Here is a 24,383-nt window from a genome sequence, read left to right on the forward strand (position 1 = left end):
CAGCGACCCGAAAGAGGTTCCGCTCATGGCCGTCACCGTCTCCGTCGTGTCCCTGTTCGGGCTCGTCCTGTTCTTCCTGCTCCGCTCCAAGTCCCTCAGCTACGGCGCCGCGTTCATCGCCATCGGGTTCGGCTTCTTCCTCGCCTCCACCGGAGCGGCCGGCCCGATCAACCACCTGACCGCCGACGTCATCGATTCGATCCGCTCCACCAACTTTTAAGGAGGCAGGCCGTGAACGAACAGATCACTGCCCGTCACTGGCTCGCCAGCGCCACCCCCAAAGCGGCCCCGGCCATCGCCACAACCACCGTGCTGATCCTGGCCCGCGTGTGGAACGCCAACGGCGCTCAGCACTCCATCGGCAATGCCGCACTGATGGTCGTGCTCGCTGCCGGAGCCGCAGCGGCCGGCGCCTTCGCGTCAGCCGGCCGCGCCGGCGACAGCGTCATCGCGGGAACCGCGTTCGCTACCTCCGGAGCGCTCGCCCTGGCAGGCGTCGCCGGATACGCCGACGGGATGTCCTTACCGCTGCTGCTGTGGGCGCTTGCCACCGCCGTCGCCTACGGGCTCGCCGCCCGCTACTGGCGCACCGACCGACGCGACGCGCTCGCCTACGAACGACACTCCGCCGTGCGGAGCGAGGAACACGCGCACGTCGAACGCGTGGAAAGCATTCGGGCTCATGCCCAGATCGAAACCGCCCGTGAAGGGGGCGCCTACGCAACGGCATTGGCCGCTGCGCTCACAGCCCGTGCGGCTCTGCCGGGATTCGATCCTGCAGCACTGACCGCTGGCGGCCTGCCGGAGCTCCCGGCTCGGGAAGGGGAGCGCTGGTGATGTTCTACCTGGGCACGCACAAGCGGCACTGGGTGAAGACGGCTGGGGTGCCGTTGTTCATCTCGGTGCGGACCTGGCGGGAGGGTGTCACGCTGCCGCGAGCCACGGTCCGCCACGCCATGGACTCCTCCGGCTTCACCGAGATCCAAAAGCACGGTCAGTGGACCGTCACACCCGCCCAGTACGTCAAGGAGGTGCGCCGGGTCCGCGACGAGGTTGGGTTGCTGGACTGGGCAGCGCCAATGGACTGGATGTGCGAGCCCGCGATCATTCACGGCGGCTGGCACGGCGGGCAGTACTTCGCTGGCACGCACCTCAGCGTTGCCGAACACCAGCGCCGCACCGTGGACAACTTCCTGCACTTGCGGACTCTCGCTCCGGACCTGCCGATCATCCCGGTCCTTCAGGGCTGGGAGGTCTCGGACTACGAGGACTGTGCCGATCTCTACACCCGTGCCGGAATCGACCTGGCTGGCGAACCTGTCGTCGGGGTCGGCTCCGTCTGCCGCCGCCAAGCCACCGCACAAGCCGCCGCGATCATCACCACGCTCGCAGGACGCGGCATAGCGCTGCATGGCTTCGGCTTCAAAACCCACGGTCTCGGCGTTTGCGGGAGCTCCCTCACCTCCGCCGACTCCCTCGCCTGGTCAGCCCACGCACGCCGCAGACCACCCCTGCCCGGCCACACCCACAAGAACTGCGCCAACTGCCAGCCCTACGCCCTGCAATGGCGCACCCGCGCCCTGAACGGACTCCCGTCCTGGAACCAGCCCACCCTCGACATCACTGGAGGACCCAAATGATCAACGATCCGCAGACAGGCGAAGGCTTCGACGCCCCCACACCCGCGCTGGCCTATGCCGATGCGCCGAGCATTCCGAGCGAGATCACCGCGGTACTCACCTCGATCACGAAGCGATCCACCGAGTGGCGCTTGGGCCTAACCCCTGCCTCGGTCGACGACCGGGAGTTCTGGCTCCGCAAAGCCGCCCTCTTTGATCGTGTCGCACTGGAGGACGCCACTGCGGACGCCATCGCTGCCGCGGCTGAGACGGCCGGGCTCCTGGTCACGTTCGACCTGGGGCAGCCGACGTCGGTAGCCGGCCCGCATGGTCCCGACTCCACCGAGTGGGACCCCAGCTATCGCCCGTACGTGCGCCAGGAGTACGCAGCCTGGCACAAGGACCAGTAGCAACGCCGCGGCGGCGGGACTCCCCAGCAAGGTCGCCCGCCGCCGCGGTTCTCCCCGCCCGCCCGAAGACAGACAGGAGAACTCCAGAATGCCTCATCCCGAATGCGCCGCGCTGCTGCGGGCCGCTATGGACACCGCCATTCTTGGATGGCCGGTCTTCCCCCTGCGTCCTGCTGACAAGCGCCCCGCGATCAAAGAGTGGGAAAGCCGCGCAACAACTGATCCGGCGCGTATCGAACGCTGCTGGACGCACGCGCCGTACAACGTCGGCATCCCTACCGGCCCGGCCGGGTTGGTCGTTGTCGACCTGGACACCCCGAAAGACAGCGACGACGGGCCGCGCGAACCGTGGAACCTGCCGGGCATCACGGATGGCGCGGACGTGCTCGCCGCGCTGTGCGAGCGTCACGGCCAGCCCTACCCCACGGACACGTACACAGTGCGAACCGGTAGCGGCGGGACGCACCTGTACTTCACGGCACCTGCCGATACGGAGCTACGGAACAGCGCGGGAACCCTCGGGTGGAAGGTCGACACCCGCGCGGGCGGCGGATATGTCGTCGGTCCTGGCAGCACGGTCAACGGCCGGTCGTACGGGGTCGCCTGCGACGCCGTGGCCGCGCCGCTGCCGAAGTGGCTTACCGAACTGCTGCAGCCCACACCGTTGCCGCCTCAGCACCCTGTAGTGGTGGCACTGGCCACAGACCGGCACGGAGCATGGCTGAACGCCGCCGTGCAGGGCGAGATGGACCGGGTGACCGAATCCGCATCGGACGAGCACAACAATGCGCTCTACCTCGCCTCAATCGCGCTCGGACAGCTCGTTGCCGGAGGAGAGCTGTCCGATGCCGACGTGACCGGGCGGCTTCTCACCGCCGCTCTCCGAGTTGGGCAAGGCGAAAGAGAAGCACTCCGCACCATCGCATCAGGGCTGCGGACCGGAGCTAAGCGCCCCCGAAAGGTCGCGGCATGACCGGCAACCCGATTCCCCCGCTGCACCTGTACTCCGTCCCCAGCGACCCACAGCCCGTCACGGAGCTCCCTCCGAAACGCGAACGGCCCCGGACCGCATGGACCGCGGATCAACTCATGGCCGCGAACTTTCCGGAGCCCAAATGGGCCGTGCCCGGCATCCTCGCCGAAGGCGTCAGCCTGCTCGCAGGTCCGCCGAAAGTCGGGAAGTCCTGGCTGTCATTGGGCCTTGGACTCTCCGTCGCGGCGGGCGGTACCGCGCTGAACTCCCTGCCCGTGCAGGGCGGACCGGTGCTGTACCTCGCGCTGGAGGACACGCCGCGCCGACTGCAGACCCGTATGGCCAAGCTCCTCCAGGGCGAACCAGCGCCGGCCGGGCTGACGCTCGTCACCGAATGCCCGCCCTTTCCACAGGGCGGTGTGGAAGCCATCGCCGGATGGCTTGACCGCAACCCCACCGCCCGCATGGTCGTCATCGACGTGTTCGCCAAGATGCGCGGAGCCTCCCCCCAGGGTGCTTCCGCATACGACGCGGACTACGTCGCGGTCGGCTACGCCAAGCGGCTCGCGGACCACTACGGGGTCGCCCTCGTACTGGTTCATCACGTCCGGAAGATGGCGTCCGAGGACTTCCTCGCGGAGGTCTCCGGGACCAACGGCATCGCCGGCGCCGCAGACGCAACGCTCGTCCTGAAGCGGGCCCGTGGGCAGGCTGACGGCATCCTGCACGTGACCGGGCGGGATGTGGACGAAGCCGAGTACGCGCTTCAGTTCCAATCCGATTCCGGGGCCTGGCACATGCTGGACGGCCCCGTTACGGATCACACCGTGGGTGACACCCGCGCCGCGATCCTGCGGTTCGTGCGGGCCAACCCCGGGGCGAAGCCGAAAGACGTGGCTGCGGGCCTTCCGGGCGTTGATGTCGAAACCGTCCGTCGCACCTGCTCGCGTATGGCCGCAGACGGACAGGTCACGAAGGACGGCAGCGGGCGGTACTACCCGGACACCGAGACCCGGACAGCCACCCTGCCGGAGGTGTCCCAACTGTCCGGGTGTCCGGTTACCCCACCTGACCTGCAAGAACTCACCGGACAGCAAAAAACGCAGCTGTCCGGGCTGTCCGGTTCTCAGAGCGCATCCGATCTGCTGTGGAGGAACACGTGACGTCACCCATGAGCTCCGCCAACACGCACGTTGCCCAGCTCCTCTACACCCCCGAAGAGGCTGCTGTAGCTCTCCGCTTTGGCCGCTCCACGGTCTACGAGCTGATGGCCTCCGGCGAACTGAAGTGGTGCAAGCGCGGCCGGTCTCGTCGCATCAAGGCGAGCGATCTTGTCGCCTTCGTAGAAAGCCTCACCGCACAGCCCAACTAGTCACACCACACAGGAGGCGGGCCGGGTCCACGCCCGGCCCGCCTTTCTCATGGGGAGGAAGACGTGGGTACCCGTAAGCCGAACATGGAGTCGTCCATCTACGAGGGCGCGGACGGGCTTTGGCACGGTCGCGTGACCATGGGCATCAAGAGCGACGGCAGCCCTGACCGCCGGCACCGGGCAGCGAAGACGGAAGCCGAGGTCACCCGCAAGGTCAAGACGCTGGAGAAGCTACGGGACGCCGGCCGAGCGCCCAAGGCAGGCAGGGCCCCGACGGTCGAGACGTGGATGGGCACCTACCTGAGCACGATCGTCGTCCACAAGCTCAAGCCGCGGACGCTCGATGACTACTGGTCCAAGACCCGCAACGACATCGTGCCGGGCATCGGCCAGCATCGGCTGGACAGGCTGCGACCTGAGCACCTCGACAAGATGTACGCCGACATGCTCAACGACGGGCACGCGCCGTCGCACGTGCTGAAAGTGCACCGCATCCTGTCGCGTGCCTTAAAGATCGCCCTGCGCCGGGAGCTGGTCGGCAGGAACGTGGCCACCCTCGTGGATCCGCCGACTGTCGATGAGGACGAGATCAACCCCTTCACGCAGGACGAAGCGCGGGCCTTCCTCGAAGCTGCTGCCAAGCGGCCGACCGCGCTGCGGTGGGCGATCGGTGTGGGGTTCGGCATTCGGCAGGGGGAAGCGCTCGGTCTGCGGTGGGCGTACGTCGATCTGGAGGCGGGTGTCATGAAGACGCTCTGGCAGCTTCAGCGGCTCACGTGGCGGCATGGCTGCTCAGACCCTCATGCGTGCGGCGCGCGGCTGCACCGGTTCGAGCCGTGCCCGGCGGACTGCACCACCCACAAGCGCTACAAGCGCGGGTGTCCCGCTCCCTGCGCTGCGACGTGCACCAGGCACGCCAGCGTGTGTCCGGAGCGCAAGGATGGCGGGCTGGTGTTCACGCGGCCCAAGACGAAGAAGAGCCGCCGCACGATCCCCCTACCGCCGCCGCTCATCCCGCTGCTTGCCGCGCACCGGCTCCAGCAGGAGGTGGACAAGGCCGCGGCCGGCGAGATGTGGGAGGAGCACGACGTGGTGTTCGCGCGACCGGACGGAACGCCGATCTCGCCGCGGGACGACTGGCAGGAGTTCAAAGACCTGCTGAAGGAGGCAGGGCTTCGGGATGCCCGGCCGCACGACAGTCGGCACACGGCCGGCACGATCCTCAACGAGCTGGGGGTGGACATCCGGACCATCATGGCGATCCTCGGACACTCGCAGCTCAGCATGGCTCAGCGGTACGTGCACGCGACCGGTCCGCTCTCCCGCGCCGCGGTGCTGAAGATGGCGCAGTCCCTCCAGATGGGGGAGGCCGAAAAGCCGAAAACTGAGACCGCTACTGAGACAGGCGACACCCGGGCGGCCCGTGCACGGCGCCGTCGCCGCATCCAGTAGAACGAGGAAGTCCCGGTCAGCAAGCTGACCGGGACTTCTCCTGTGGGGCCGCCTTCGGGATTCGAACCCGAGACCTACGCATTACGAGTGCGTTGCTCTGGCCAACTGAGCTAAGGCGGCATACTGCGCTCGGCCAGTGTGGCGGGAGCAGCGGCGCCAAGTCTACAGGGTTGTTGGGGGTGCTCCGTGCAGGGGTGGATCGGGCGGAAATGCAGGTCAGCGGGTCAGTCGCACTTTTTGTTCTTGGGCGGGGTGGTGCCTTCGAGGAGGTAGAGGTTCACGGCGGTGTCGATGCAGTCGGAACCGCGGCCGTAGGCGGTGTGGCCGTCGCCGTTGTAGGTGAGGAGGTGGCCGGAGGAGAGCTGGGAGGCGAGGGACTCGGCCCAGGAGTACGGGGTGGCGGGGTCGCGGATGGTGCCGACGACGAGGATCGGGGCCGCGCCCTTGGCTTCGATGCGCTGGGGCTTGCCGGTGGCCGGGACCGTCCAGTAGCCGCAGATCAGGCTGGCCCAGGCCAGGCCCGTGCCGAAGTGCGGGGAGGTGGAGCGGAAGGACGGGAGGGCGCGCTCGACGTCGGCCGGGGAGGAGAGCGCCGGGGGGAGGTCGAGGCAGTTGACGGCGGCGTTGGCGAACATGAGGTTCGAGTACTTGCCGCTGCTGTCGCGCTCGTAGTACTCGTCGGAGAGCTTGAGGAGGCCGGCGCCGTCGCCCTGCTGGGCCTTGGCCAGGGCGGCGCGGAGCGTCGGCCAGGAGCCCTCGTCGTACATGGCGGAGATCACGCCGGTGGTGCCGAGCGCCTCGGTGAGCTGGCGGGCCTGGCCGGTGGGGAGGGGCTTGGCGTCGAGGGAGCGGAAGAGTTCGTCGAGGCGGTGCCCGGCGTCGTCGGCACTCTTCGTGCCCAGGGCGCAGTCGGTGTGCTTGATGCAGTCGTTCGCGAAGGCGGTGAAGGCGGTCTCGAAGCCGCCGGCCTGGGTGCGGCTGCTGTCGAGGGCGGAGACCGAGGGGTCCATCGCGCCGTCGAGGACCAGCCGGCCGACGCGCTGCGGGAACAGTCCGGCGTAGGTGGCACCGAGGAAGGTGCCGTAGGACTTGCCGACGTAGGTGAGCTTGTCGTCGCCGAGCAGGGCCCGCAGGACGTCCATGTCACGGGCCGATTCGACCGTGGAGACATGGCCGAGGAGCTTGGCGGAGCGCTTCGCGCAGCCGGCCGCGAACCCCGTGTCGGCGGTGACGAGCTTGCCGGTCTCGGCGGCGTCGTCGGGGGTCGTGTCGACGGCGGTGAAGGCGTCCATCTGCGCGTCGGTGAGGCACTCGACGGGCTCGCTGCGGGCGACGCCGCGCGGGTCGATGGCGGCCATGTCGTAGCGGGCGGTGACCGGTGCGGGGTAGCCGAGCGCCGCGTACTGCAGGTAGTCGATGGCCGAGCCGCCGGGACCGCCGGGGTTGACCAGGAGCGAGCCGAGGCGCGCGCCGGGGCCCGCCGCCTTCTTGCGGGCGACGGCGAGCTTCAGATCGTCGGCCGCGACGGGGTGCGCGTAGTCCAGCGGGGCCTTCATCGTGGCGCACTCGAAGCCGGGGACGCCGCACGAGTGCCAGTTCAGCTTCTGCGTGTAGTACGGCGCCAGGCTCGCGTCGCCGGCCGACGGGAGCGGGCCGAGTGAGCTGGCGGTGGTGGAGGCGGCGGCGCTGTGGCCCGGGCCCCCGCTGCTGCATCCGGAGAGGAGCAGGCCTGCCACCGCGAGGGCGATGGCGGGGATACGGAGCGGGCTCTTGGAGTACATCGGCGGCTCGGGTCCTCCCGTCGGGTGAGGGGGAGCGTATCCGTCCTGCTGGGGTGGAGGCGGGCTCCGCCGCCCGCTCATGGGCTATTTGTAGGCTTTTTGTGGGCCGTTTGAGGGTTGATCGAGTGGCTGGGTCCGGGTGAGCGGCTGGGTCCGGGTGAGTGTCCCGGCGGGTGTCCGGGGGCGGGTGTCCGGGGCCAGGGGTCTCGCGGGGTGCCTGCGCCGGGTGGTGCGCTCCCGCTACGGGTGCTTCGGGCCGTCGACCTTTTCCGTCAGGTAGCCGGCGACGCGGGCGAAGAGTTCGCGGCGGCCGCTCACGCCGTCGATGACGCGTACCTCGTCGGCGCGGGGGCGCAGCGCCGTGCGGAACCTGAGGGCCGAGTCGCGGGAGGCGCTCTCGCCGGAGCCGGAGGCGATGAGGAGCGCGGGGCGCCGGCCCGCCGGGGACGGGGGCGGGACGGCGACGCCCTCGTACCGGCCGGAGATCCCGGCGACCGCGCGGTAGCGGTCGGGGTGGGCGAACGCCTCGCGGACCGCGCACGCCGCACGGTCGCCGACGCCCAGGATCGCGCGCGCCGACCGGGTCGTCAGGGTGCGGTAGTGCCGGGCGACCGCGTCGAGATCGGGTCCCGCGCCGCCGCAGGTGCGCGGGATCACGAGCAGGAACGGGTCCGCCAGGCGCCGCTGGACCTGGGCGGCGAAGCCCGCGTAGAGCTCCTGGTCCCCGGCGCCGACCTCCGCGACCACCACGGGGAAGGAGACCTTCGCGGCGCGGGGGTACGCGTACTGCTGTGGCGTCCAGACGCGTGTGCCGTCGGCGAGCTCCTGCAGGACGCCGCCCGCCGGGCGGGAGATCGTACGGGGCGCCGCGGACCCGGACCCGGACGCGGGCGGTGCGGCCGCGCGGGCGGGCGGCCGGGGAGGCGCGGGCACCCGGAGGTCCACCGCCGTACGGGCGGCGGCCGTCACCGTGCCCCCGCCGCCTCCCGGTGACAGCAGCGGCACGGCGACAGCGACCACCGCCAGGACGGCCACGCCCGCGGCGGCGGCGCGCAGCGCCGTACCAGTGCGGTCCTGCGCCAACTCGTAGACGCGGCCGGACCGTTCCGACCACCAGTAGCGCAGCGCGGAGCGCACGAGTGCCACGGCGGCGGCAGTGGTGAGGAAGAGCAGAGTGAACAGGACGGCATCAGCCACGGTACGGACCACCTCAGGGACGACTACGGCCCCCGGGTGGGCTCCGGCGGCACTGTCAGCAGCCTGCAACGCGGCACGCCGGGTGGGCGGTCGGCGTTACGGGTCCCTGCCGTTGATCACCCAAAGGCACCAAAGACGCCGAGGTGACGACAGCGGGCCGAGGAGGGCGAAAGCCCCGTCGGCCCGCCCCCGTCAGCCCGCCCGCAGCGACAGCGTCATCGCCTCCACCGCCAGCAGCGGCGCGACGTTCCGTTCCAGTGCCTGCCTGCAGGCCAGGATCGACTCGATCCGGCGCAGCGAGTTCTCCGGACGGGAGGACGCCGCGATGCGCTCGATCGCGTCGCGCGCCTCGACGTTCGCGATGCCGACCTTCGAGCCGACCTGCACCGCGAGCACGTCCCGGTAGAAGCCGGCCAGGTCGATGAGGGCCAGGTCGAGCGTGTCCCGCTGGGTACGGGTCGATCGGCGCTTCTGGCGGTCAGCCAGGTCCTTCATGGCGCCCGCCGTGCCGCGCGGCATCCGGCTGCCGGCGCCCGCCGACGCCCCGAGCGCGGCCCGCAGCTCCTCGGTCTCCTTGCCGTCCACGTCCACGGCGACCTGCTTGGCGTCGTCCGAGGCCGCGTCCACCAGTTCCTGCGCGGCCTTCAGACACCCGCCCACGTCGTCCACCCGCAGCGGTACCCGCAGCACGGTCGCCCGCCGCGCCCGCGCCTGCTCGTCGGTGGCGAGCCGGCGGGCCCGGCCGATGTGGCCCTGCGTCGCCCTGGCGACCGTCGCGGCCAGCTCGGGGTCGATCCCGTCCCGCCGCACCAGGACGTCGGCGACCGCTTCCACGGACGGGGTCCGCAGGCTCAGCAGCCGGCACCGGGAGCGGATGGTCGGCAGCGCGTCCTCGACCGAGGGCGCGCACAGCAGCCAGACGGTCCGGGGCGCGGGCTCCTCGACCGCCTTCAGCAGCACGTTCCCCGCACCTTCGGTGAGGCGGTCGGCGTCCTCCAGGACGATCACCTGCCACCGGCCGCCCGCCGGCGACATGGCGGCCCGCCGCACCAGGTCACGGGTGTCCTTCACGCCGATCGACAGCAGATCCGTCCGGACGATCTCGACGTCCGCGTGCGTCCCGATCAGCGTCGTGTGGCAGCCGTCGCAGAACCCGCAGCCCGGTACCCCGCCCAGCGCCCGGTCCGGGCTCGTGCACTGCAGGGCCGCCGCGAAGGCGCGGGCCGCGGTGGAGCGGCCGGAGCCGGGCGGGCCGGTGAACAGCCAGGCGTGCGTCATCTTGGACGCGGTCGGCAGCGCCGCGCCCTTCGCGCCCGCCGACGTGGCCGTCACCAGGGCATCGGCATCCCGCGCGGCCGCGGACAGCTGCGCCGTCACCGCGTCCTGGCCGACCAGGTCGTCCCACACCGCCATTACGAGTCCTCTGCGGTCGCCGTTCGCTCCATCGCCCGTTGCCATCGCATGCCATCGGACCTGCACACCATTGTCGGGCATCGCACTGACAACGGATCGCCTCCCATCGGCCGACCCCTGACCGCCCTACCGCTCACATCGTGTAACCGCCCTACCGCTCACATCGTGAGCCGGCGCACCCCGCCCGCCACAGCGCGCTGCTCCGGAGCGTCCGCCCCGGTCCAGCAGGATCCGCGGCGGGCCAGCAGCCGGCGGAGCCAGACCTCCGTCGCGACGAGCTCGCCGAGCCCGTCCAGCGGGAGCGCCTCCCCGTCGGCGGCGGCCCGCAGGGCCTGGCGGACGACGCGGGCCTCGACGAGCCCGGCGTCGGCGAGCAGCGGTGTGTCGAACAGCTCGATGAGGTCGTCGACGGAGGACCGCAGCCCGGTGCGGAACGCGGCGGCGGTCGAGACATGGGAGTTGGCGCCCCAGCCCGGCGGCAGCTCCCGGATCCCGGAGCCGGCCAGGACCGCCCGCAGCACCGAGACCCGCGCCCCGGGCTGCACGCGCAGCGCCTCGGGCAGCGCCCGGCAGGCGCGGACGACCTGGTTGTCGAGGAACGGGGCGTGCAGCCGCTGGCTGCGCACCTCGACGGCCTGCTCGAAGACGCGGTGGTCGGCGGCGTGCCGGGCCAGCGCGGCCCGCGCGCGCCGGTCGCCCGGACGTTCCACCGGTCCGGGCCGGGCGGCCGCCTCCTGGAGGCGAACCGATACTTCGGCGAGGGCCTCGCCGGTGAGCCAGCGGGCGGCCGGGCCCGGCCGCACCCAGGCCAGCGCGGCGAGGGAAGCGTTGAGCGCGGCGCCAGGACCTGTGTCACCGGAGCTCGAGCCGGGACCGAAGCCGTTGCCGGAGGCCGCGGACGAGCCGGAGCCGTAGCCGAAGTCGCGCCGCAACAGCCGGGCCGCGGCGTCCTGCACGCCCTGCTGGTAAGGCGTACGGGCCAGCCGCCGGGCGGCGCGGTAGACGGTGAAGGGGACGAGGACGGAGCGGCCGGTCGGGCCGTCCGCCGTGGCGAGCGCGGCCACCGGACGCAGCATGTGCCGGCGGTGCCGGTCCAGGAGCAGGTCGGCGAGGCGTGCCGGGTGCGCGTCGAGGACCTGGCGGGCGCCGTGCCCCACGAGGTGGTCGGCGCCGCCCGCGGCGAGCCGGCGGCGGTGCCGTTCCGCGGTGATGAGGGACGGTCCTGGCTCGTCGGTGAGCGGGCCCGAGCCGAGGTCGGCGTACGGGAGCGCCTCGGTGCCGCCCGGCACCACTACGTGGTGCAGCCGGGGGTCGGCGGCCATGGCCCTGGCCCGTTCGAGTTCGGCGTCGCGGGACTGCAGTCCGCCGCCCGCCAGATCGTTGAAGGTGACGGCCAGCAGCCGCTGCCCGGCCGAGGACCCGTGGCCGAGCGGGGTGCCGGGCATGCCGGGCAGTCCGGCGGCGAGCAGCGCGAGAGTGGCGGAGGCGCTGCCTCCGGACAGGTCCGCGCCGATGCCGGGGGACGGTGCCTCGCCGGCCTCGGGGATGAAGCGCGGCTGGGCGAGCCGGGCCCGTACGGCGTCGACGAGGGCGTCGCGGACCCCGGTGATCGCCGCCTCGGTGTCGGAGGCGGAGGTCTGGTTGCCGACGGCGAGCGACGCGGTCGCCTCGTAGCCGCTGATCTCGGGGACGCCGTCGCGCAGGATGAGGGCGTGGCCCGGCGGCACCCGCCGGACGCCGATGTACGGCGTCCCGTCGCCGAGTGCCTCGGGCGAGTCCGGGCAGGCGAGGGTGGCGGCGAGGTGGGTGACGTCCAGCCCCGCCTCGGTGAGGTCCGCGAGCGGGAGAGCGGCCGTCGCGAAGGCCGTACCGCCCGCCCAGCGGGTGTGGAAGACCGGCCGGGCGCCGGCGAGATCGCCCAGGATCGTGATGCGGCGCCCGAGTTGGAGTACGGCGGTGTAGCTGCCGGGCCATGCGGTGAGGTGGCGCAGGGCGCCCCCGCGGGCGGCGAAGAGGCCGACGCGCAGCTGGGCGTCGCTCGCGTGGCAGCGGCCGAGGATGGCGATCCGGGCGATGGCGGGGTGGCTGCTGCCGTAGCCGCTGCCGTGACCGCCGCCGTAGGTACTGCCGTTGCTGTCGCCGTAGCCGTTGGCGCTCTGGTAACTGGAGGCTCCGCGGCTGCTGTTGCCGCTGTAGCCGTTGTTCCCGTACCCGTTGTTCCCGTCCCCGTAGCTTCCGGAGCCGCTGCCGTACCCGCTCCCGTAGGCCGCGCCGGAACCGGACCCGGACCCGGAACCCGAGCTGGATCCCGAACCGGAATAGCTGCTGCCGCCCTGGTAGGAGGCGCCGGCCGGGTCGGCGTGGATCACGCGGACTTCGTCAGCACGCCAGTCACCGACCGCCCACAGCGGATCCGGGTCGCCCCACAGAAGTTGCGCGCCAACCGGGAGGACCGTACGGGCCTTAGTGCCCGGGAGTGACCCCGCGGCGGCACTGCTCCACCCCACCAACCACCGCATCGCCGCCTCCACAGGCTGTGGACCACTGGCTGTGCGGCATGCGAACTGCCGCTCCGCCTGAGGAACATGCTGCCATGGCACGGCGCACAAGGAGGCGCATGGGCGCAGGGAGGAGCGCCGGGTCGTCCGCGTGAAGCCAAACGTCGGTTTCACGCCAAAGTGGCTGGCACATGCCGGAGTTGATATGCCGGTCGCCGGATGCGTGGTCGAACGGGCTCATATACGGGACATACGCCGCATAAAAACAACAGTCCGGGAGGCGTCCGCACGCCTCCCGGACCGGTCCGCCGCCCGCGGGGATTGTGGCGGCGGAGCCCCCTGGCCCGCCGTCTCTTGCCATTGCCGCTTGTCGAGGCCACGGGCCGACCCACCCGTCCATGGAAGCGCTCCTGATCAGGACGGCAAAGAGCGCACGGGCGGGCGCACAGCCACATATACCGGGAGCACGGGCACTTTTTGGGGGCTGCAATCTCGCCATCCGGGACAGGCCTCTTAACGGTCGGGATGCGGCGAACTACGCTGGGTGTACCCGAGTAGCGAACGCCCCGGCATCTCGGGGCCCGGTTTGTCCTCGACATTGGCCGAATCGGGCTCCACAGACATCACAGCCTCTACAAGGGGGCTGGGGCGGCCGTTCTTTGTGTCGAGGGGGTGGCAAGAGCGTGGTCCACGTGCGCGGCCCTCGTGTGTCCGGACGGACCGGCGCGTCCGGCATCCCCGGCGCGTCCGACACTCCCGGCCCGGCTGCTGTTCCCGGCCCCACCGGCATCCCCGGCCCGGCCGGCGTCCCCGGCCCCGCCGATACCCCCGGCTTACCCGATGCCTCAGGACCACCGGGCCCTTCCGGCTCGCCCGGCCCACCCGGTGCACTTCGCCCACCCGGCTCATCCGGTGCACCTGGCATTTCCGGCTCATCCGATGCCCCAGGCTCATCCGGCCCGATCAGAGCGACCCGCCCGTCCGGCCCGACCGGCTCGCCGGGAACGGCCGTCGCGCCCGGTGCGCCCGGTACGGCCGGTGCGTCCGACGAGGAGTGGCCATGCTGTGCTCTCCCGGGAGGCAGCTTCCGCCGCCCCCCGTTCTCGCCCGAGTTCTCGCCCGCATCCCCCCTCGGTCCCCTATCTGGGTGCCGAACCGGGGACCGAAACGAGTACCCAACCGGGGACCGGACCGAGTACCGAACCCGGGACCGGACCGAGTACCGAACCGGGTTCTCACCCGGGCTCCCGTCTGCACCGACCCCCCGAGAGACAACCAGGCCGTCCGGCCTGCCCCCAGCGGCATCGCGAGGTGAACCGCAGTGAACAAGGAACATCGCGGGCCGAACGAAAAGCTCGGCACCCTTCTCGCCCTGGCCGCCATCAGTAACGCGGGCCTCGCCCGCCGGGTCAACGACCTGGGCGCGCAACGGGGCCTGACCCTCCGCTACGACAAGACCTCGGTGGCCCGCTGGGTCAGCAAGGGCATGGTGCCGCAGGGCGCCGCACCGCACCTCATCGCCGCGGCCATAGGCAGCAAGCTCGGCCGTCCCGTCCCGCTGCACGAGATCGGGCTCGCGGACGCCGATCCGGCGCCCGAGGTCGGGCTCGCCTTCCCGCGCGACGTCGGCGAGGCGGTGAAGTCCGCCACCGACCTGTGGCGGCTCGACCTGGCCGGCCGCCGCGGCCCCGGCGGTGCCGGCATCTGGCAGAGCCTGGCGGGCTCCTTCGCGGTCAGCGCGTACGTGACCCCCGCCTCGCGCTGGCTGATCACCCCCGCCGACGCCCTGGTCGCGCGCGACGCCGCCGCGCCCGGCACCGCCCACGTCGGGCACTCGGACGTGGCGAAGCTGCGCGAGGCCGCGGACGACGCCCGCCGCTGGGACTCGAAGTACGGCGGCGGCGACTGGCGCTCCGGCATGGTCCCCGAATGCCTGCGGGTCGAGGCGGCACCGCTGCTGCTCGGCTCGTACAGCGACGAGGTCGGCCGCTCGCTCTTCGGTGCCACCGCGGAACTCACCCGGCTCGCCGGCTGGATGGCCTTCGACACCGGCCAGCAGGAGGCCGCGCAGCGCTACTACATCCAGGCCCTGCGGCTGGCCCGCGCGGCGGCCGACGTCCCCCTGGGCGGCTACGTCCTGGCGTCGATGTCCCTGCAGGCCACGTACCGGAACTTCGCCGACGAGGGCGTCGACCTCGCGCAGGCCGCCCTGGAACGCAACCGCGGTCTGGCCACCGCCCGCACGATGAGCTTCTTCCAGCTCGTCGAGGCCCGCGCCCACGCCAAGGCCGGCGAAGCCGCCGCGTGCGCCACGTCCCTCGCGGCGGCCGAGTCCTGGCTGGAGCGCTCCCGGGACGGCGACGCCGATCCCGCCTGGCTCGGCTTCTACTCCTACGACCGGCTCGCCGCCGACGCCGCCGAGTGCTACCGCGACCTGCGGGTACCCCGCCAGGTGCAGCGGTTCACCGAACAGGCGCTGGCCCGGCCCACGGAGGAGTACGTCCGCTCGCACGGACTGCGCCTCGTCGTGTCCGCCGTCGCCGAACTCGAGTCGGGGAACCTGGACGCCGCCTGCGCCGCGGGGACCAAGGCGGTCGAGGTCGCCGGCCGCATCTCGTCCGCGCGCACCACGGAGTACGTCCGTGATCTGCTGCACCGGCTGGAGCCGTACGGCAACGAACCGCGGGTCGTCGAGCTGCGGGAACGGGCCAGGCCGCTGCTGGCGGCGCCGGCGTGATGCCGCCCTAGGCACAACCGAAGCCGTAACCGATGTTGTCGCCCTGGTCGTAGCTGTAGCCGTAGCTGTAGCTGTAGCTGTAGCAGTAGACGTCGTGAGTTCGGGAACTCACGAACCCGTGAGCCGCCCGTGGACCGCCTGTGCGGTCCACGGACTGCGTCCACGGGTCGCACACCTTGCCCCGCAAGGGTTTGCGACGATTGTCAGTGGGCCAGTTCATGATGGGGATGTCTTCAGGTCGAGGACTTCATGGCGTCATGGCGGGGGCTTCATGAAGGGGACTCATGATGGGGGCCCATGATGGGGGCGACTGGCCGTCCGGTCAGAAGCGCGGAGCCGGGGAGGTGGCATGGGACCGTACGCCGATGATGTGAACGATGTCGTCGTCATCGGGGCGGGCATCGTCGGCCTGTCCACGGCCTACGCGCTGACCCGTGCGGCACCGGGCACGCGGGTGACGGTCCTGGAGAAGGAGCCCGGCCCGGCCCGGCACCAGACCGGCCGCAACAGCGGAGTGATCCACAGCGGGATCTACTACCCCCCGGGGTCGCTCAAGGCGCGCTACGCCCTCCAGGGCTCCGCCGAGATGGCGAAGTTCTGCGCGGAGCACGACATCGCGCACGAGATCACCGGCAAGCTCATCGTCGCGACGGAGCGGGACGAGCTGCCCCGGCTGCATGCTCTGGTCCAGCGCGGCCGGGAGCACGGCATCTCGGTGCGCGAGCTGGGCCCCGCCCAGATCCAGGAGTACGAACCGCAGGCGGCCGGCCTGGCCGCCATCCACGTCGGCTCCACCGGCATCTGCGACTACGGCGCGGTGGCCGCGACCATGGCCCGGCTCGCCACCGACGCGGGCGCCAGGATCCAGTACGGCGCCGAGGTCCGCTCGATCACCCGCACCCGCGGCTCCGGGCCGGACGGCGCCGGGATCGTCGTCGAGTCCACCACCGGTGAGATCCGTACGAAGACCCTCGTGAACTGCGCGGGCCTGCACTGCGACCGTGTGGCCCGCCTCGCGGGCGACGAGCCCGGGATGCGCATCGTCCCCTTCCGCGGCGAGTACTACGAGCTGAAGCCGTCCCGTACCGGCCTGGTCCGCGGCCTGGTCTACCCGGTCCCCGACCCGGCCTTCCCCTTCCTCGGCGTCCACCTCACCCGGGACGTGCACGGCGGGGTGCACCTCGGCCCCAACGCGGTCCCGGCGATGGCCCGCGAGGGCTACCACCGCCGCACGTTCCGCGCCCGGGACATGGCGGAGGTCGCCGGCTACCCCGGCACGTGGCGGATCGCCCGCCGCCACTGGCGGTACGAGATCGGCGAGATCCACCGCTCGCTGTCCAAACGCGCCTTCACCGCCGCCGCGCAGCGCCTGCTGCCCGCGCTCCGCACGTCCGACCTGATACCGGCGCCCGCCGGCGTCCGCGCCCAGGCGGTGCTCCGTGACGGCACCCTCGTCGACGACTTCCTGTTCGGCGGCTCCGGCCCCTTCGTCCACGTCCTCAACGCGCCCTCGCCGGCCGCGACGGCGTCCCTCCCGATCGGGCGCGAAGTGGCCCGCCGGGCCCTGTCGGCACTGGCCACCCTGCAGACGGCGTAGCCGGGTCCGGGCTCGCGGGCGGAGGGGCCGGGCCGGGGGCTGACGACCGGCCCCGCCGCCGGCCGGGCGGGGGTGCTTCCACCCGCCCGTAGAATTGGGCCCATCGTGTCTAGTTCACCCACGCCCCCCAGCACCCCCGCGGCCGAGTCCCTGGTTCCTGCCGCGCACGCCGAGCCCGTCGTCGTGGCCATACCGGCAACGGCCGCTGAGCCCGCGGCCCCGGCCCCGGCCGCAGCACCGGCCTCCGAGCGTTCCGCCGGCCGCCCCGCCGCCCGGCCCGCGAAGTTCCCCGACGGTCCGGCTCCGGACCCGGCGGGCTCGCGTGAGGAGCACCGCATCCGGACGTTCCACGCCCGCCGCGGCCGGGTGACCGACGCGCAGGCCGGCGCGCTGGAGCGGCACTGGGCGGAGTGGGGCGTGGAGCTCGACGGCTCCCCCCTCGACCTGGCCAAGCTCTTCGGGGACCCGGGCCTGCCCATCGTCCTGGAGATCGGTTTCGGGATGGGTGACGCCACCGCGCGGATGGCCGCCGACGACCCGGCCACCGGCATTCTGGCCGTCGACGTGCACACCCCCGGCCAGGGTAATCTGCTCAATCTGGCCGACCAGTACGGCCTGACGAACGTCCGGGTCGCCAACGGCGACGCGATCGTGCTGCTCCGCGACATGCTCCCTCCCGAGTCCCTCTCGGGTCTGCGGATCTACTTCCCGGACCCGTGGCCCAAGGCCAAGCACCACAAGCGCCGGATGATCCAGCCCGAGTTCCTGGCCCTGGTGGCGCCGCTCCTCCGCCCCGGCGCGACGCTGCACTGCGCGACCGACTGGGAGCCGTATGCGGAACAGATGCTGGAGGTGCTTTCCGGCAGCCCGGACTTCACCAACCAGTACGGCGACGGCTACGCCCCGCGCCCCGATTTCCGTCCCATGACCAAGTTCGAGCGCCAGGGACTGGCCAAGGACCACATCGTCCACGACCTGCTGTTCACTCGCCGCTAAGCCTTGCCCCCTGCTGCCGCTGGGAGGCGCCCCCGGCCTAAGCGGAATCCGGAACGGTCGATTCCGGCCGCAGCCGAAGACGTATGGGGAAGGGCATCGCGCACACCCTCCATCCCCCCGTACTGTCGACTGGTGTCCTCGTACTCGCATTCGCCCGACTCCTCGAACCACCCGGTCCCCGAGTACCCAGAGCACGCTCAGAAGGCGCCCGAGTTCACCACCGTCCCGACCGCTCCGGAACAGTGGCACTACAAGCCGCGCCGCGCCTTCTGGGAGAGCAAGGCGGTACGCGCCGGAGCCCTCTTCACCCTGCTCGCGCTGTGCGGCGTGATCATCCTCGCGCTGGTGCGGCAGCAGATAGGGACGGAGGGGTTCTTCGTCGGCCTCGCCCTGTCGATCCTGCCGGTGCCGGTGCTGATCTGGGCGTTCATCTGGCTCGACCGGGTCGAGCCGAGTCCGTGGAAGAACCTGGTCTTCGCCTTCGCCTGGGGCGCGTGCGCCGCGACCCTGGTGGCGATACTGGCGAACGAGTACGCCACCGAGCTCCTCGCGACGACCTTCACCGCGAGCCCGTCCCAGACCGACACCTGGGGCGCGACCTTCGTCGCCCCGCTCGTCGAGGAGACGGCCAAGGGCGCCGCGATCCTGCTGCTGTTCCTCTTCCGGCGCCGGCATTTCGAGAGCATCGTCGACGGCATCGTGGTGGCCGGCCTCACCGCGACCGGCTTCGCCTTCACCGAGAACATCCTGTACCTGGGCTCGGCCTTCGGCGAGGACCAGGCCTACGGCTCCTCCGGCCTGCAGTCCTCCACCGCGGCGACCTTCTTCGTCCGGGTCGTGATGACGCCGTTCGCGCATCCGCTCTTCACCGCGATGACCGGCACCGGCTTCGCCATCGCCGCCATGACCCGGCCCGGCCGCCCCTGGCGCTGGCTCGCCCCGATCGGCGGCTGGCTGCTCGCGATGCTCCTGCACGGCGTCTGGAACAGCTCGGCGTCACTCGCCCCGCTCGGCTTCCTGGCGATGTACGGCGCGATCATGATCCCGGTGTTCGCGCTCGTGGTGTGGCTCGCCATCTGGTCGAGGTCGAAGGAGCTGGGGCTGATCCGCGCCCAGCTGCCGGTCTACGCGATGGCCGGCTGGCTGACCCCGCCGGAACCCGTCGCGCTCGCCTCGATGAAGGCCCGCAGCGTGGCCCGTGCCGCCGCCCGCCGCGCGCACGGCGACGCGGCGGCCCGCACCGTCCGCGAGTACATCGCCTTCGCGACCCATCTCGCCTTCCTCCGCGCCGCCGCCGCCCGCGGCACCGCCGGGCCGCACTTCGTGGCCCGCGAGCAGGAGCTCCTCCACCACCTCTGGCAGCGCAAGGACGTCGCCCAGCCCGCCCTCACCCACGCCGCCTGGGCGACCCGCCCGGCGGTGCCGCCGGCTTGGGGCCAGTGGCAGCAACCGCCGTACGGGCCGTATCCGCAACGCCAGTACGGCCAGCACTACGGACAGCAGCCCTACGGCCCGCAGCAACCCGGGCCCCAGCCCTTCGGACCCTCGTCCCCCGGGCCGCAGCCCCTCCGCCCCCAGCCCTACGGCCAGCAACCGCCCCCGTACGGCGGTCAGAACATCTGACCCACCCGACGCTTCCCTGCGCCCGGCCCGCGCCCCACCCGCACCCTGGCCTGCGACGGCACATCGCAGTAGCGTCCAACCATGTCCGAGCAGCGCGAATATGCCGCCGAAGCCGAGCGGCTCCTGCGGAAAGTCCCCGAGCAACCCGACGACCGCGAGGAGCTGCTTCTCGCCGCCGCCGCGCAGTGGATCCTCGCCGAGCGCCCGGCCGAGGCCCTGCCCCTCTACGATGCACTTCTCGACCCCGCCTCGGACCCCGTCTCGGACCCCGCGCTCGTCCAGGCGCTCAAGGCCGCCGCCCTGTGGGACACCGGCGCCGAGCAGCAGGCCCGCGAGCTCGCCGTCACCGTCCGCGCGCAGGCCCCGGCGAGCCTGCCGCCGTGGCAGATCATCGGCGAGACCTTCGAGGTCCACGACGACCTGCCGGCCGCCGCCGCCTGGTTCGAGGACGCCACCGACCACTTCCTCACCCCCGACGAGGTCACCTACGAGGCCCGCAGGATCCTCATCACCCGGCACCGCGTCCGCCGGCTCCTCGGTGAGTCCCACGACGACCGCGACCACCTCGCCGACTACGTCCACAGCGCCCCGGTCCCCCTCGACGAGCTGCACGACCCCAAACGCCTCTGGTCCCTGGGCTCCGACGACCCCGCCGAGGTCCGCCGCGAGATCGAACGCCTCCGCACCGAACTCGCCGACCACCGGGCCGCCCTGTCCCGCCCCTACCCGCTGGCGGTCCTGTACTGGCCCGAGGCCGAACTCATCGCGCTGCTCACCCGGTACCCCGTCTTCGCCGCCGACTACGGCAGCTACCCCGAGCACCTGCGCAGCGTCGAACAGGCCCTCCACGCGCTCTCGGCGACGGGCGCCCCGTTCCTCGGCGTCGTCACCGCCACCCTCCCCACGTACGAGGCCTACGCCCGCACCCAGACCCTCCCGCCGGCCACCCCGTCCCTCCCCGCGGCCTACGCCACCTCCCTGGCCGCCCGCGGCCACGCCACCCCCTGGCCCCCACCCCACGCAAGCCCGTGCTGGTGCGGCGCCCAGATCCCGTACGCAGAACACTGCGGCCGCCCGGGCACCGCCTAACCCGCCGAACTGCGACCGCGATAGAGACGAAGGCAGCAATCGTGACCGACAGCCTGCACCCCGGTTCCTTCGACGGCTTCGGCCATCCTCCGAACGTTCCCGTGGGAAGCGAGTTCGCCAACCGGAAGAGCCTTGCAGCTGCCAAAGTTCACCGGCCGCACCAGGCGGGCATATGCGGGAAAGCAGATCGAGGGGCCGAATCCATTGTCGTCTCCGGAGGCTACGAAGACGACGAAGATTATGGAAACGAGATTATTTATACGGGCCAAGGAGGAAGGGCCGCTGGCTCGAATCGCCACACTCACGACCAAGAACTTAAGCTCGGCAACGCCGCGTTGGTAACGAGCATATCCTCCGGTACGCCGGTTCGAGTCATACGCGGAAAAGGGGGAGATAAGGAGCACTCGCCCGCATCTGGACTCCGCTACGATGGGCTATTTCGTGTCGAAGAATACTGGTCAGATCGGGGCCAATCCAACTTCCTCGTCTGGCGCTATCGGCTACGCGCAATCACCGCCGATACGACGTCCGCTGATGCGAATGCTGCCACTAACATCGCCCGCACACCGCCCCCGGGCACGCTGGCTCCTGGCCGGGCAAGCGTCTCCACCCAGCGGATCATCCGCAGCACCGCCGTCGCCAACCACGTCAAGCGGATTCACAACTACACCTGCCAGGTGTGCGATACACGACTCGTCACTCCCTCAGGCGCCTACGCGGAGGCGGCGCATATCCGCCCCTTGGGGCGCCCGCATGATGGACCCGACATCTCGAGCAACGTCCTCTGTCTTTGCCCCAATCATCATGTGCTCTTCGACATGGGGATGCTCACCATATCGACCGACCGCAGGATCGTCATCCACGGAAACCCGCAGGGAAATGACTATCTGCGTGAGAGCCCTTCCCATCTGATTGCGGAAGAATTCCTCGCCTACCATCGAGCGCATCACGAGGGACGATAAGCCATCGTGACGTAGGAACAGTCGAACGCCCGCGGGAACCCTCGTTCGTTGGATAACCGACGGTGTGTACGGAGGAAGAGCGGGGGGGCGCGGTGGTGGCGGAGACGGGTGCTGTCGGGGGCGCGACAGGCATAAGGGCTCGGCGGGTGAAGCGGAGGCGGCCCGCCTGGGTGGAGTGGCCGTTGTTGGTCGGGGTGGCGTTGGTGTTGGCGCTGGGGATCAAGACGTTTTTCGTGCAGGCGTTCTCGATTCCCTCGGGGTCGATGCAGAACACGCTGCAGGAGGGCGACCGGGTGTTGGTGGACAAGCTGACGCCGTGGTTCGGGGCCGAGCCCGAGCGAGGGGAGGTCGTGGTGTTCCACGACCCGGGTGACTGGCTGAAGGACCAGCCGGTGAAGCATCAGAATGCCGTGCAGCGGCAGACGCAGCGGGTGTTGAGCTTCATCGGGCTGATGCCGTCGGCCGACGAGAAGGATCTGATCAAGCGGGTGATCGCGGTGGGTGGCGACACCGTGGAGTGCAACGCCGGCGGGCCGGTGAAGGTGAACGGGGTGGCGTTGGACGAGCCGTACATCTTCGCCGGGGCGACGCCGTGCGGGGACGATCCCGTGGGAACGGTGAAGGTGCCGCAGGGGAAGTTGTGGGTCATGGGGGACCATCGCAACGGCTCGCAGGACTCGCGGTACCACCAGCGGCAGCGCGCCGGTGACGGTTTTGTTCCGGTCAAGAACGTGGTGGGGCGGGCGTTCGTGGTCGCCTGGCCGATGAACCGTTGGGCGACGCTGCCGGTGCCGGACACGTTCAAGGGGCCGGGAGCTCTCGCGGCCGTCGCTACCGCGCCGCTGGCGTTCTGGGTGCGGCGGCGGCGCTCGGCCGAGGCACGCGGCCGTGCGGACTCCGCCGCGTAGTCGGTCGTGCAGTCGGCCGTGCGGTCGGACGGGTAGATCGCCAGTAGGGGTATACGGCCCCAGTGATTGCGGCAGCTGCGGCTACTACGATGCAACTTCACGTCACACGAGGTGCGAGCGTGCAAGCGGAGGATGGGGGCGGTCGGTCGTGGGCTGGTACGTGTGGGCCATTGCGTGGGTCGTCCTGTCGGGCGGTGGCTGGTGGGGCAATCGGTTCCGGCACGCCATGCGCACCCGGCATGAGCGGAAGGTCGAGCTGATCTCCGCGGAGGGCGAGAAGCAGCGCGCGCTGCAGGCGGCGAACCGGCCGCCGGAGGCGATCTGCGGCTGCACGCACCATCTGGCCAAGCACGACAAGCAGGGCAAGTGCCACGAAGTGGTCCAGACGCCGACCGCGTGGGATGCCGAGAAGAAGCCCGTCTCGTACGAGGCCCGGCCGTGCAACTGCCAGCAGTACATCGGTCCGCGGCCCCTGGAGACGCTCTACGCGGAGGACATCGTCGACCTGTCATAGGCCCGAGAGTTCGTCGGACGGTCGGACGGTCGGACGGTCGGACATGCCGACGGCCCTGGAGCGGGGGGTCACCACGGCCGTCAGGGTTTGCGGTTGGACTGTTGGACTGTTGGACTGTTGGACCGTTGGACCGTTGGGCGGTTGGACTGTTGGGCGGTTGGACTGTTGGGCGGCTGGACCGTTGGGCGGTTGGGCCAGTCCGCGCTGCCGGCGCCTTCGGTCAGACGTCGATGCCGCGGGCGCGCAGCCACGGCATCGGGTCGATCGGGTCGCCCGCTCCCGGGCGGACCTCGATGTGGAGGTGCGGCCCGGTGACGTTGCCGGTGGCGCCGACCCGGCCGATGGTCTCGCCCGTGGTGACCTTGCCCGAGGTCTGCACCATGGAGGAGAGGTGGCAGTACCAGATCTCGGTGCCGTCATCGAGGGTCAGGATGATGCGGTAGCCGTACGAGCCCGCCCAGGCGGCCGAGGTGATGGTGCCGCTGTGGATCGCGGACACCGGCGTACCGGTGGGCGCCGCGAAGTCCTGGCCGGTGTGGGTGTTGGCCCAGAGGGAGCTGGACTCCCCGAAGCTCGCGGTGAGCGAGTACGAGGCGACCGGCTTGGTGTATGAGGCCGCGAGTGCGGCGAGGCGGGCAGCCTCGGCCTTCGCGGCGGCGACCTCCGCGGCCTTCTTCTTGGCGGCGACCTCCGCCTTCGCCGCGGCGGCCGTGTCCCGCACCTTCTGCGCGGCGGCCTCCTTGGCGGCCGTTGCCGCCGCCTGTCCGGCGGCCGCGTCGCGCACCGCCTGGTCCGCCGCGTCGCGCTGCTGGGCGACGTGTTCGAGGATGCGGGTGCGGAGCGCCTCGCCGGCGTCCGTCGCCCATGAGGTCGTGGCCGCTCCGGGCGCGGCGGTGGATGCCGTGGCCACCGGGGCGTCGTCCGCGCCCACGAGGGTGCTGATCCCCGGCATCTCGGAGAGCTTCGGAAGGTCCGGCGCGTCCGGCAGCCCGGAAAGGTCCGGGAGCGAGATCGGCACCGGCGACTTGTCGGCGGCCGCCGCCATTCCGCCCGCGCCCATCGCGGCCACGGCCGCGACGCTCAATACGGTCGAACCACGGGCTATGGAACGCGGCTTGGGGAGCCGGTGCTTGTTGCCCCTATCCGGGGCGACGGACTCCGCGGTGGGGTTCCATTCGTCCCATTCCCCGGCTTCCGGAGCCTCGGGTGATGGGGCGTAGGCAGACTGGTTCGACGCCACGG

Annotated in this window: 21 protein-coding genes and 1 tRNA gene; 16 read left to right on the top strand and 6 right to left on the bottom strand. The window is 71.4% G+C overall.

The features are described 5' to 3' along the window. The first annotated feature begins 25 nt into the window (after positions 1 to 25). From O3W51_RS06705 to O3W51_RS06740, 8 genes are all read left to right on the top strand, one after another. Positions 26 to 220 (top strand): hypothetical protein, encoded by a 195-nt coding sequence (locus tag O3W51_RS06705; protein ID WP_269284577.1) that lies wholly within the window; start codon positions 26 to 28, stop codon positions 218 to 220. Between the two features lie 11 nt (positions 221 to 231). Further along, positions 232 to 837: a hypothetical protein gene (locus tag O3W51_RS06710; RefSeq protein WP_269284580.1), complete on the top strand. Its 606-nt coding sequence runs from the start codon at positions 232 to 234 to the stop codon at positions 835 to 837. Next, entirely contained in the window at positions 837 to 1,640 is an 804-nt protein-coding gene (locus O3W51_RS06715) for a deazapurine DNA modification protein DpdA family protein (RefSeq protein WP_269284774.1), read from the top strand. Before O3W51_RS06710 ends, O3W51_RS06715 begins: the two co-directional genes overlap by 1 nt. Beyond that, positions 1,637 to 2,029, top strand: a complete 393-nt coding sequence (locus O3W51_RS06720; RefSeq protein WP_269284583.1) for a hypothetical protein — start codon at positions 1,637 to 1,639, stop codon at positions 2,027 to 2,029. The genes O3W51_RS06715 and O3W51_RS06720 overlap by 4 nt, the downstream gene beginning before the upstream one ends. Before the next feature lie 127 nt (positions 2,030 to 2,156). Then, a complete protein-coding gene (locus tag O3W51_RS06725) occupies positions 2,157 to 3,002 on the top strand; it encodes a bifunctional DNA primase/polymerase (protein ID WP_269284586.1) in 846 nt (281 codons plus the stop codon). Beyond that, the gene (locus O3W51_RS06730) at positions 2,999 to 4,165 is read left to right on the top strand and encodes an AAA family ATPase (protein WP_269284589.1); all 1,167 of its coding nucleotides are present in this window, start codon (positions 2,999 to 3,001) and stop codon (positions 4,163 to 4,165) included. The genes O3W51_RS06725 and O3W51_RS06730 overlap by 4 nt, the downstream gene beginning before the upstream one ends. Before the next feature lie 8 nt (positions 4,166 to 4,173). Then, positions 4,174 to 4,374 (top strand): helix-turn-helix domain-containing protein, encoded by a 201-nt coding sequence (locus O3W51_RS06735; RefSeq protein ID WP_269284778.1) that lies wholly within the window; start codon positions 4,174 to 4,176, stop codon positions 4,372 to 4,374. Positions 4,375 to 4,458: 84 nt separating this feature from the next. Continuing rightward, the gene (locus tag O3W51_RS06740) at positions 4,459 to 5,826 is read left to right on the top strand and encodes a tyrosine-type recombinase/integrase (protein ID WP_443048245.1); all 1,368 of its coding nucleotides are present in this window, start codon (positions 4,459 to 4,461) and stop codon (positions 5,824 to 5,826) included. Positions 5,827 to 5,869: 43 nt separating this feature from the next. On the opposite strand, the gene O3W51_RS06745 is transcribed toward O3W51_RS06740, so the two are convergent. The 5 genes from O3W51_RS06745 to O3W51_RS06765 all read right to left on the bottom strand — a co-directional run bounded on the left by O3W51_RS06745 (position 5,870) and on the right by O3W51_RS06765 (position 12,736). Continuing rightward, positions 5,870 to 5,946, bottom strand: a tRNA-Thr gene (locus O3W51_RS06745). A gap of 104 nt (positions 5,947 to 6,050) precedes the next feature. Beyond that, positions 6,051 to 7,607 carry an alpha/beta hydrolase gene (locus tag O3W51_RS06750; RefSeq protein WP_269284595.1) on the bottom strand — a complete coding sequence of 519 codons (1,557 nt, stop codon included), beginning with the start codon at positions 7,605 to 7,607 and terminating at the stop codon, positions 6,051 to 6,053. Between the two features lie 240 nt (positions 7,608 to 7,847). Next, entirely contained in the window at positions 7,848 to 8,804 is a 957-nt protein-coding gene (locus O3W51_RS06755; RefSeq protein WP_138355777.1) for a hypothetical protein, read from the bottom strand. 192 nt (positions 8,805 to 8,996) lie between these two features. Then, the gene (locus tag O3W51_RS06760) at positions 8,997 to 10,217 is read right to left on the bottom strand and encodes a DNA polymerase III subunit delta' (RefSeq protein WP_138355778.1); all 1,221 of its coding nucleotides are present in this window, start codon (positions 10,215 to 10,217) and stop codon (positions 8,997 to 8,999) included. 158 nt (positions 10,218 to 10,375) lie between these two features. Beyond that, positions 10,376 to 12,736 carry an asparagine synthase-related protein gene (locus O3W51_RS06765; protein ID WP_244809248.1) on the bottom strand — a complete coding sequence of 787 codons (2,361 nt, stop codon included), beginning with the start codon at positions 12,734 to 12,736 and terminating at the stop codon, positions 10,376 to 10,378. Between the two features lie 1,300 nt (positions 12,737 to 14,036). On the opposite strand from O3W51_RS06765, the gene O3W51_RS06770 reads away from it, so the two are divergent. The 8 genes from O3W51_RS06770 (at position 14,037) to O3W51_RS06805 (ending at position 23,141) form a co-directional block, all read left to right on the top strand. Continuing rightward, positions 14,037 to 15,452 (top strand): MFS transporter, encoded by a 1,416-nt coding sequence (locus tag O3W51_RS06770; protein ID WP_138355779.1) that lies wholly within the window; start codon positions 14,037 to 14,039, stop codon positions 15,450 to 15,452. A 349-nt stretch (positions 15,453 to 15,801) separates the two neighbouring features. Next, positions 15,802 to 17,049, top strand: coding sequence for an L-2-hydroxyglutarate oxidase (lhgO, locus tag O3W51_RS06775; protein ID WP_198359243.1), 1,248 nt, complete (start codon positions 15,802 to 15,804; stop codon positions 17,047 to 17,049). Between the two features lie 105 nt (positions 17,050 to 17,154). Then, positions 17,155 to 18,045: a tRNA (guanosine(46)-N7)-methyltransferase TrmB gene (gene trmB / locus O3W51_RS06780; RefSeq protein WP_244809250.1), complete on the top strand. Its 891-nt coding sequence runs from the start codon at positions 17,155 to 17,157 to the stop codon at positions 18,043 to 18,045. Positions 18,046 to 18,177: 132 nt separating this feature from the next. Beyond that, positions 18,178 to 19,668, top strand: a complete 1,491-nt coding sequence (locus tag O3W51_RS06785) for a PrsW family glutamic-type intramembrane protease (protein ID WP_269284609.1) — start codon at positions 18,178 to 18,180, stop codon at positions 19,666 to 19,668. An 81-nt stretch (positions 19,669 to 19,749) separates the two neighbouring features. Beyond that, positions 19,750 to 20,757 (top strand): tetratricopeptide repeat protein, encoded by a 1,008-nt coding sequence (locus O3W51_RS06790; RefSeq protein WP_164295133.1) that lies wholly within the window; start codon positions 19,750 to 19,752, stop codon positions 20,755 to 20,757. A gap of 41 nt (positions 20,758 to 20,798) precedes the next feature. Then, on the top strand, positions 20,799 to 21,719 hold the full coding sequence (locus O3W51_RS06795) for a YDG/SRA domain-containing protein (protein ID WP_269284616.1): 921 nt from the start codon (positions 20,799 to 20,801) through the stop codon (positions 21,717 to 21,719). A gap of 62 nt (positions 21,720 to 21,781) precedes the next feature. After that, on the top strand, positions 21,782 to 22,627 hold the full coding sequence (lepB, locus tag O3W51_RS06800) for a signal peptidase I (protein WP_443048246.1): 846 nt from the start codon (positions 21,782 to 21,784) through the stop codon (positions 22,625 to 22,627). 148 nt (positions 22,628 to 22,775) lie between these two features. Continuing rightward, positions 22,776 to 23,141 (top strand): hypothetical protein, encoded by a 366-nt coding sequence (locus O3W51_RS06805; protein ID WP_164295135.1) that lies wholly within the window; start codon positions 22,776 to 22,778, stop codon positions 23,139 to 23,141. Between the two features lie 220 nt (positions 23,142 to 23,361). Here the strand turns inward: O3W51_RS06805 and O3W51_RS06810 are convergent, their stop codons facing one another. Continuing rightward, positions 23,362 to 24,381 carry a M23 family metallopeptidase gene (locus O3W51_RS06810; protein WP_198359246.1) on the bottom strand — a complete coding sequence of 340 codons (1,020 nt, stop codon included), beginning with the start codon at positions 24,379 to 24,381 and terminating at the stop codon, positions 23,362 to 23,364. Between the last annotated feature and the right edge of the window lie 2 nt (positions 24,382 to 24,383).

The sequence above is a fragment of the Streptomyces sp. H39-C1 genome (assembly GCF_027158125.1).
In the GTDB taxonomy this organism is placed as follows: domain Bacteria; phylum Actinomycetota; class Actinomycetes; order Streptomycetales; family Streptomycetaceae; genus Actinacidiphila; species Actinacidiphila fildesensis.

What these genes read in the sequence shown, in the direction of transcription:
- O3W51_RS06705 (WP_269284577.1), top strand. Translation starts at nt 26, where the DNA reads ATGGCCGTCACCGTCTCCGTCGTGTCCCTGTTCGGGCTCGTCCTGTTC.
- O3W51_RS06715 (WP_269284774.1), top strand. Translation starts at nt 837, where the DNA reads ATGTTCTACCTGGGCACGCACAAGCGGCACTGGGTGAAGACGGCTGGG.
- O3W51_RS06720 (WP_269284583.1), top strand. Translation starts at nt 1,637, where the DNA reads ATGATCAACGATCCGCAGACAGGCGAAGGCTTCGACGCCCCCACACCC.
- O3W51_RS06725 (WP_269284586.1), top strand. Translation starts at nt 2,157, where the DNA reads ATGGACACCGCCATTCTTGGATGGCCGGTCTTCCCCCTGCGTCCTGCT.
- O3W51_RS06730 (WP_269284589.1), top strand. Translation starts at nt 2,999, where the DNA reads ATGACCGGCAACCCGATTCCCCCGCTGCACCTGTACTCCGTCCCCAGC.
- O3W51_RS06735 (WP_269284778.1), top strand. Translation starts at nt 4,174, where the DNA reads ATGAGCTCCGCCAACACGCACGTTGCCCAGCTCCTCTACACCCCCGAA.
- O3W51_RS06740 (WP_443048245.1), top strand. Translation starts at nt 4,459, where the DNA reads ATGGAGTCGTCCATCTACGAGGGCGCGGACGGGCTTTGGCACGGTCGC.
- O3W51_RS06750 (WP_269284595.1), bottom strand. Translation starts at nt 7,607, where the DNA reads ATGTACTCCAAGAGCCCGCTCCGTATCCCCGCCATCGCCCTCGCGGTG.
- O3W51_RS06760 (WP_138355778.1), bottom strand. Translation starts at nt 10,217, where the DNA reads ATGGCGGTGTGGGACGACCTGGTCGGCCAGGACGCGGTGACGGCGCAG.
- O3W51_RS06765 (WP_244809248.1), bottom strand. Translation starts at nt 12,736, where the DNA reads ATGCGGTGGTTGGTGGGGTGGAGCAGTGCCGCCGCGGGGTCACTCCCG.
- lhgO (WP_198359243.1), top strand. Translation starts at nt 15,802, where the DNA reads ATGGGACCGTACGCCGATGATGTGAACGATGTCGTCGTCATCGGGGCG.
- O3W51_RS06790 (WP_164295133.1), top strand. Translation starts at nt 19,750, where the DNA reads ATGTCCGAGCAGCGCGAATATGCCGCCGAAGCCGAGCGGCTCCTGCGG.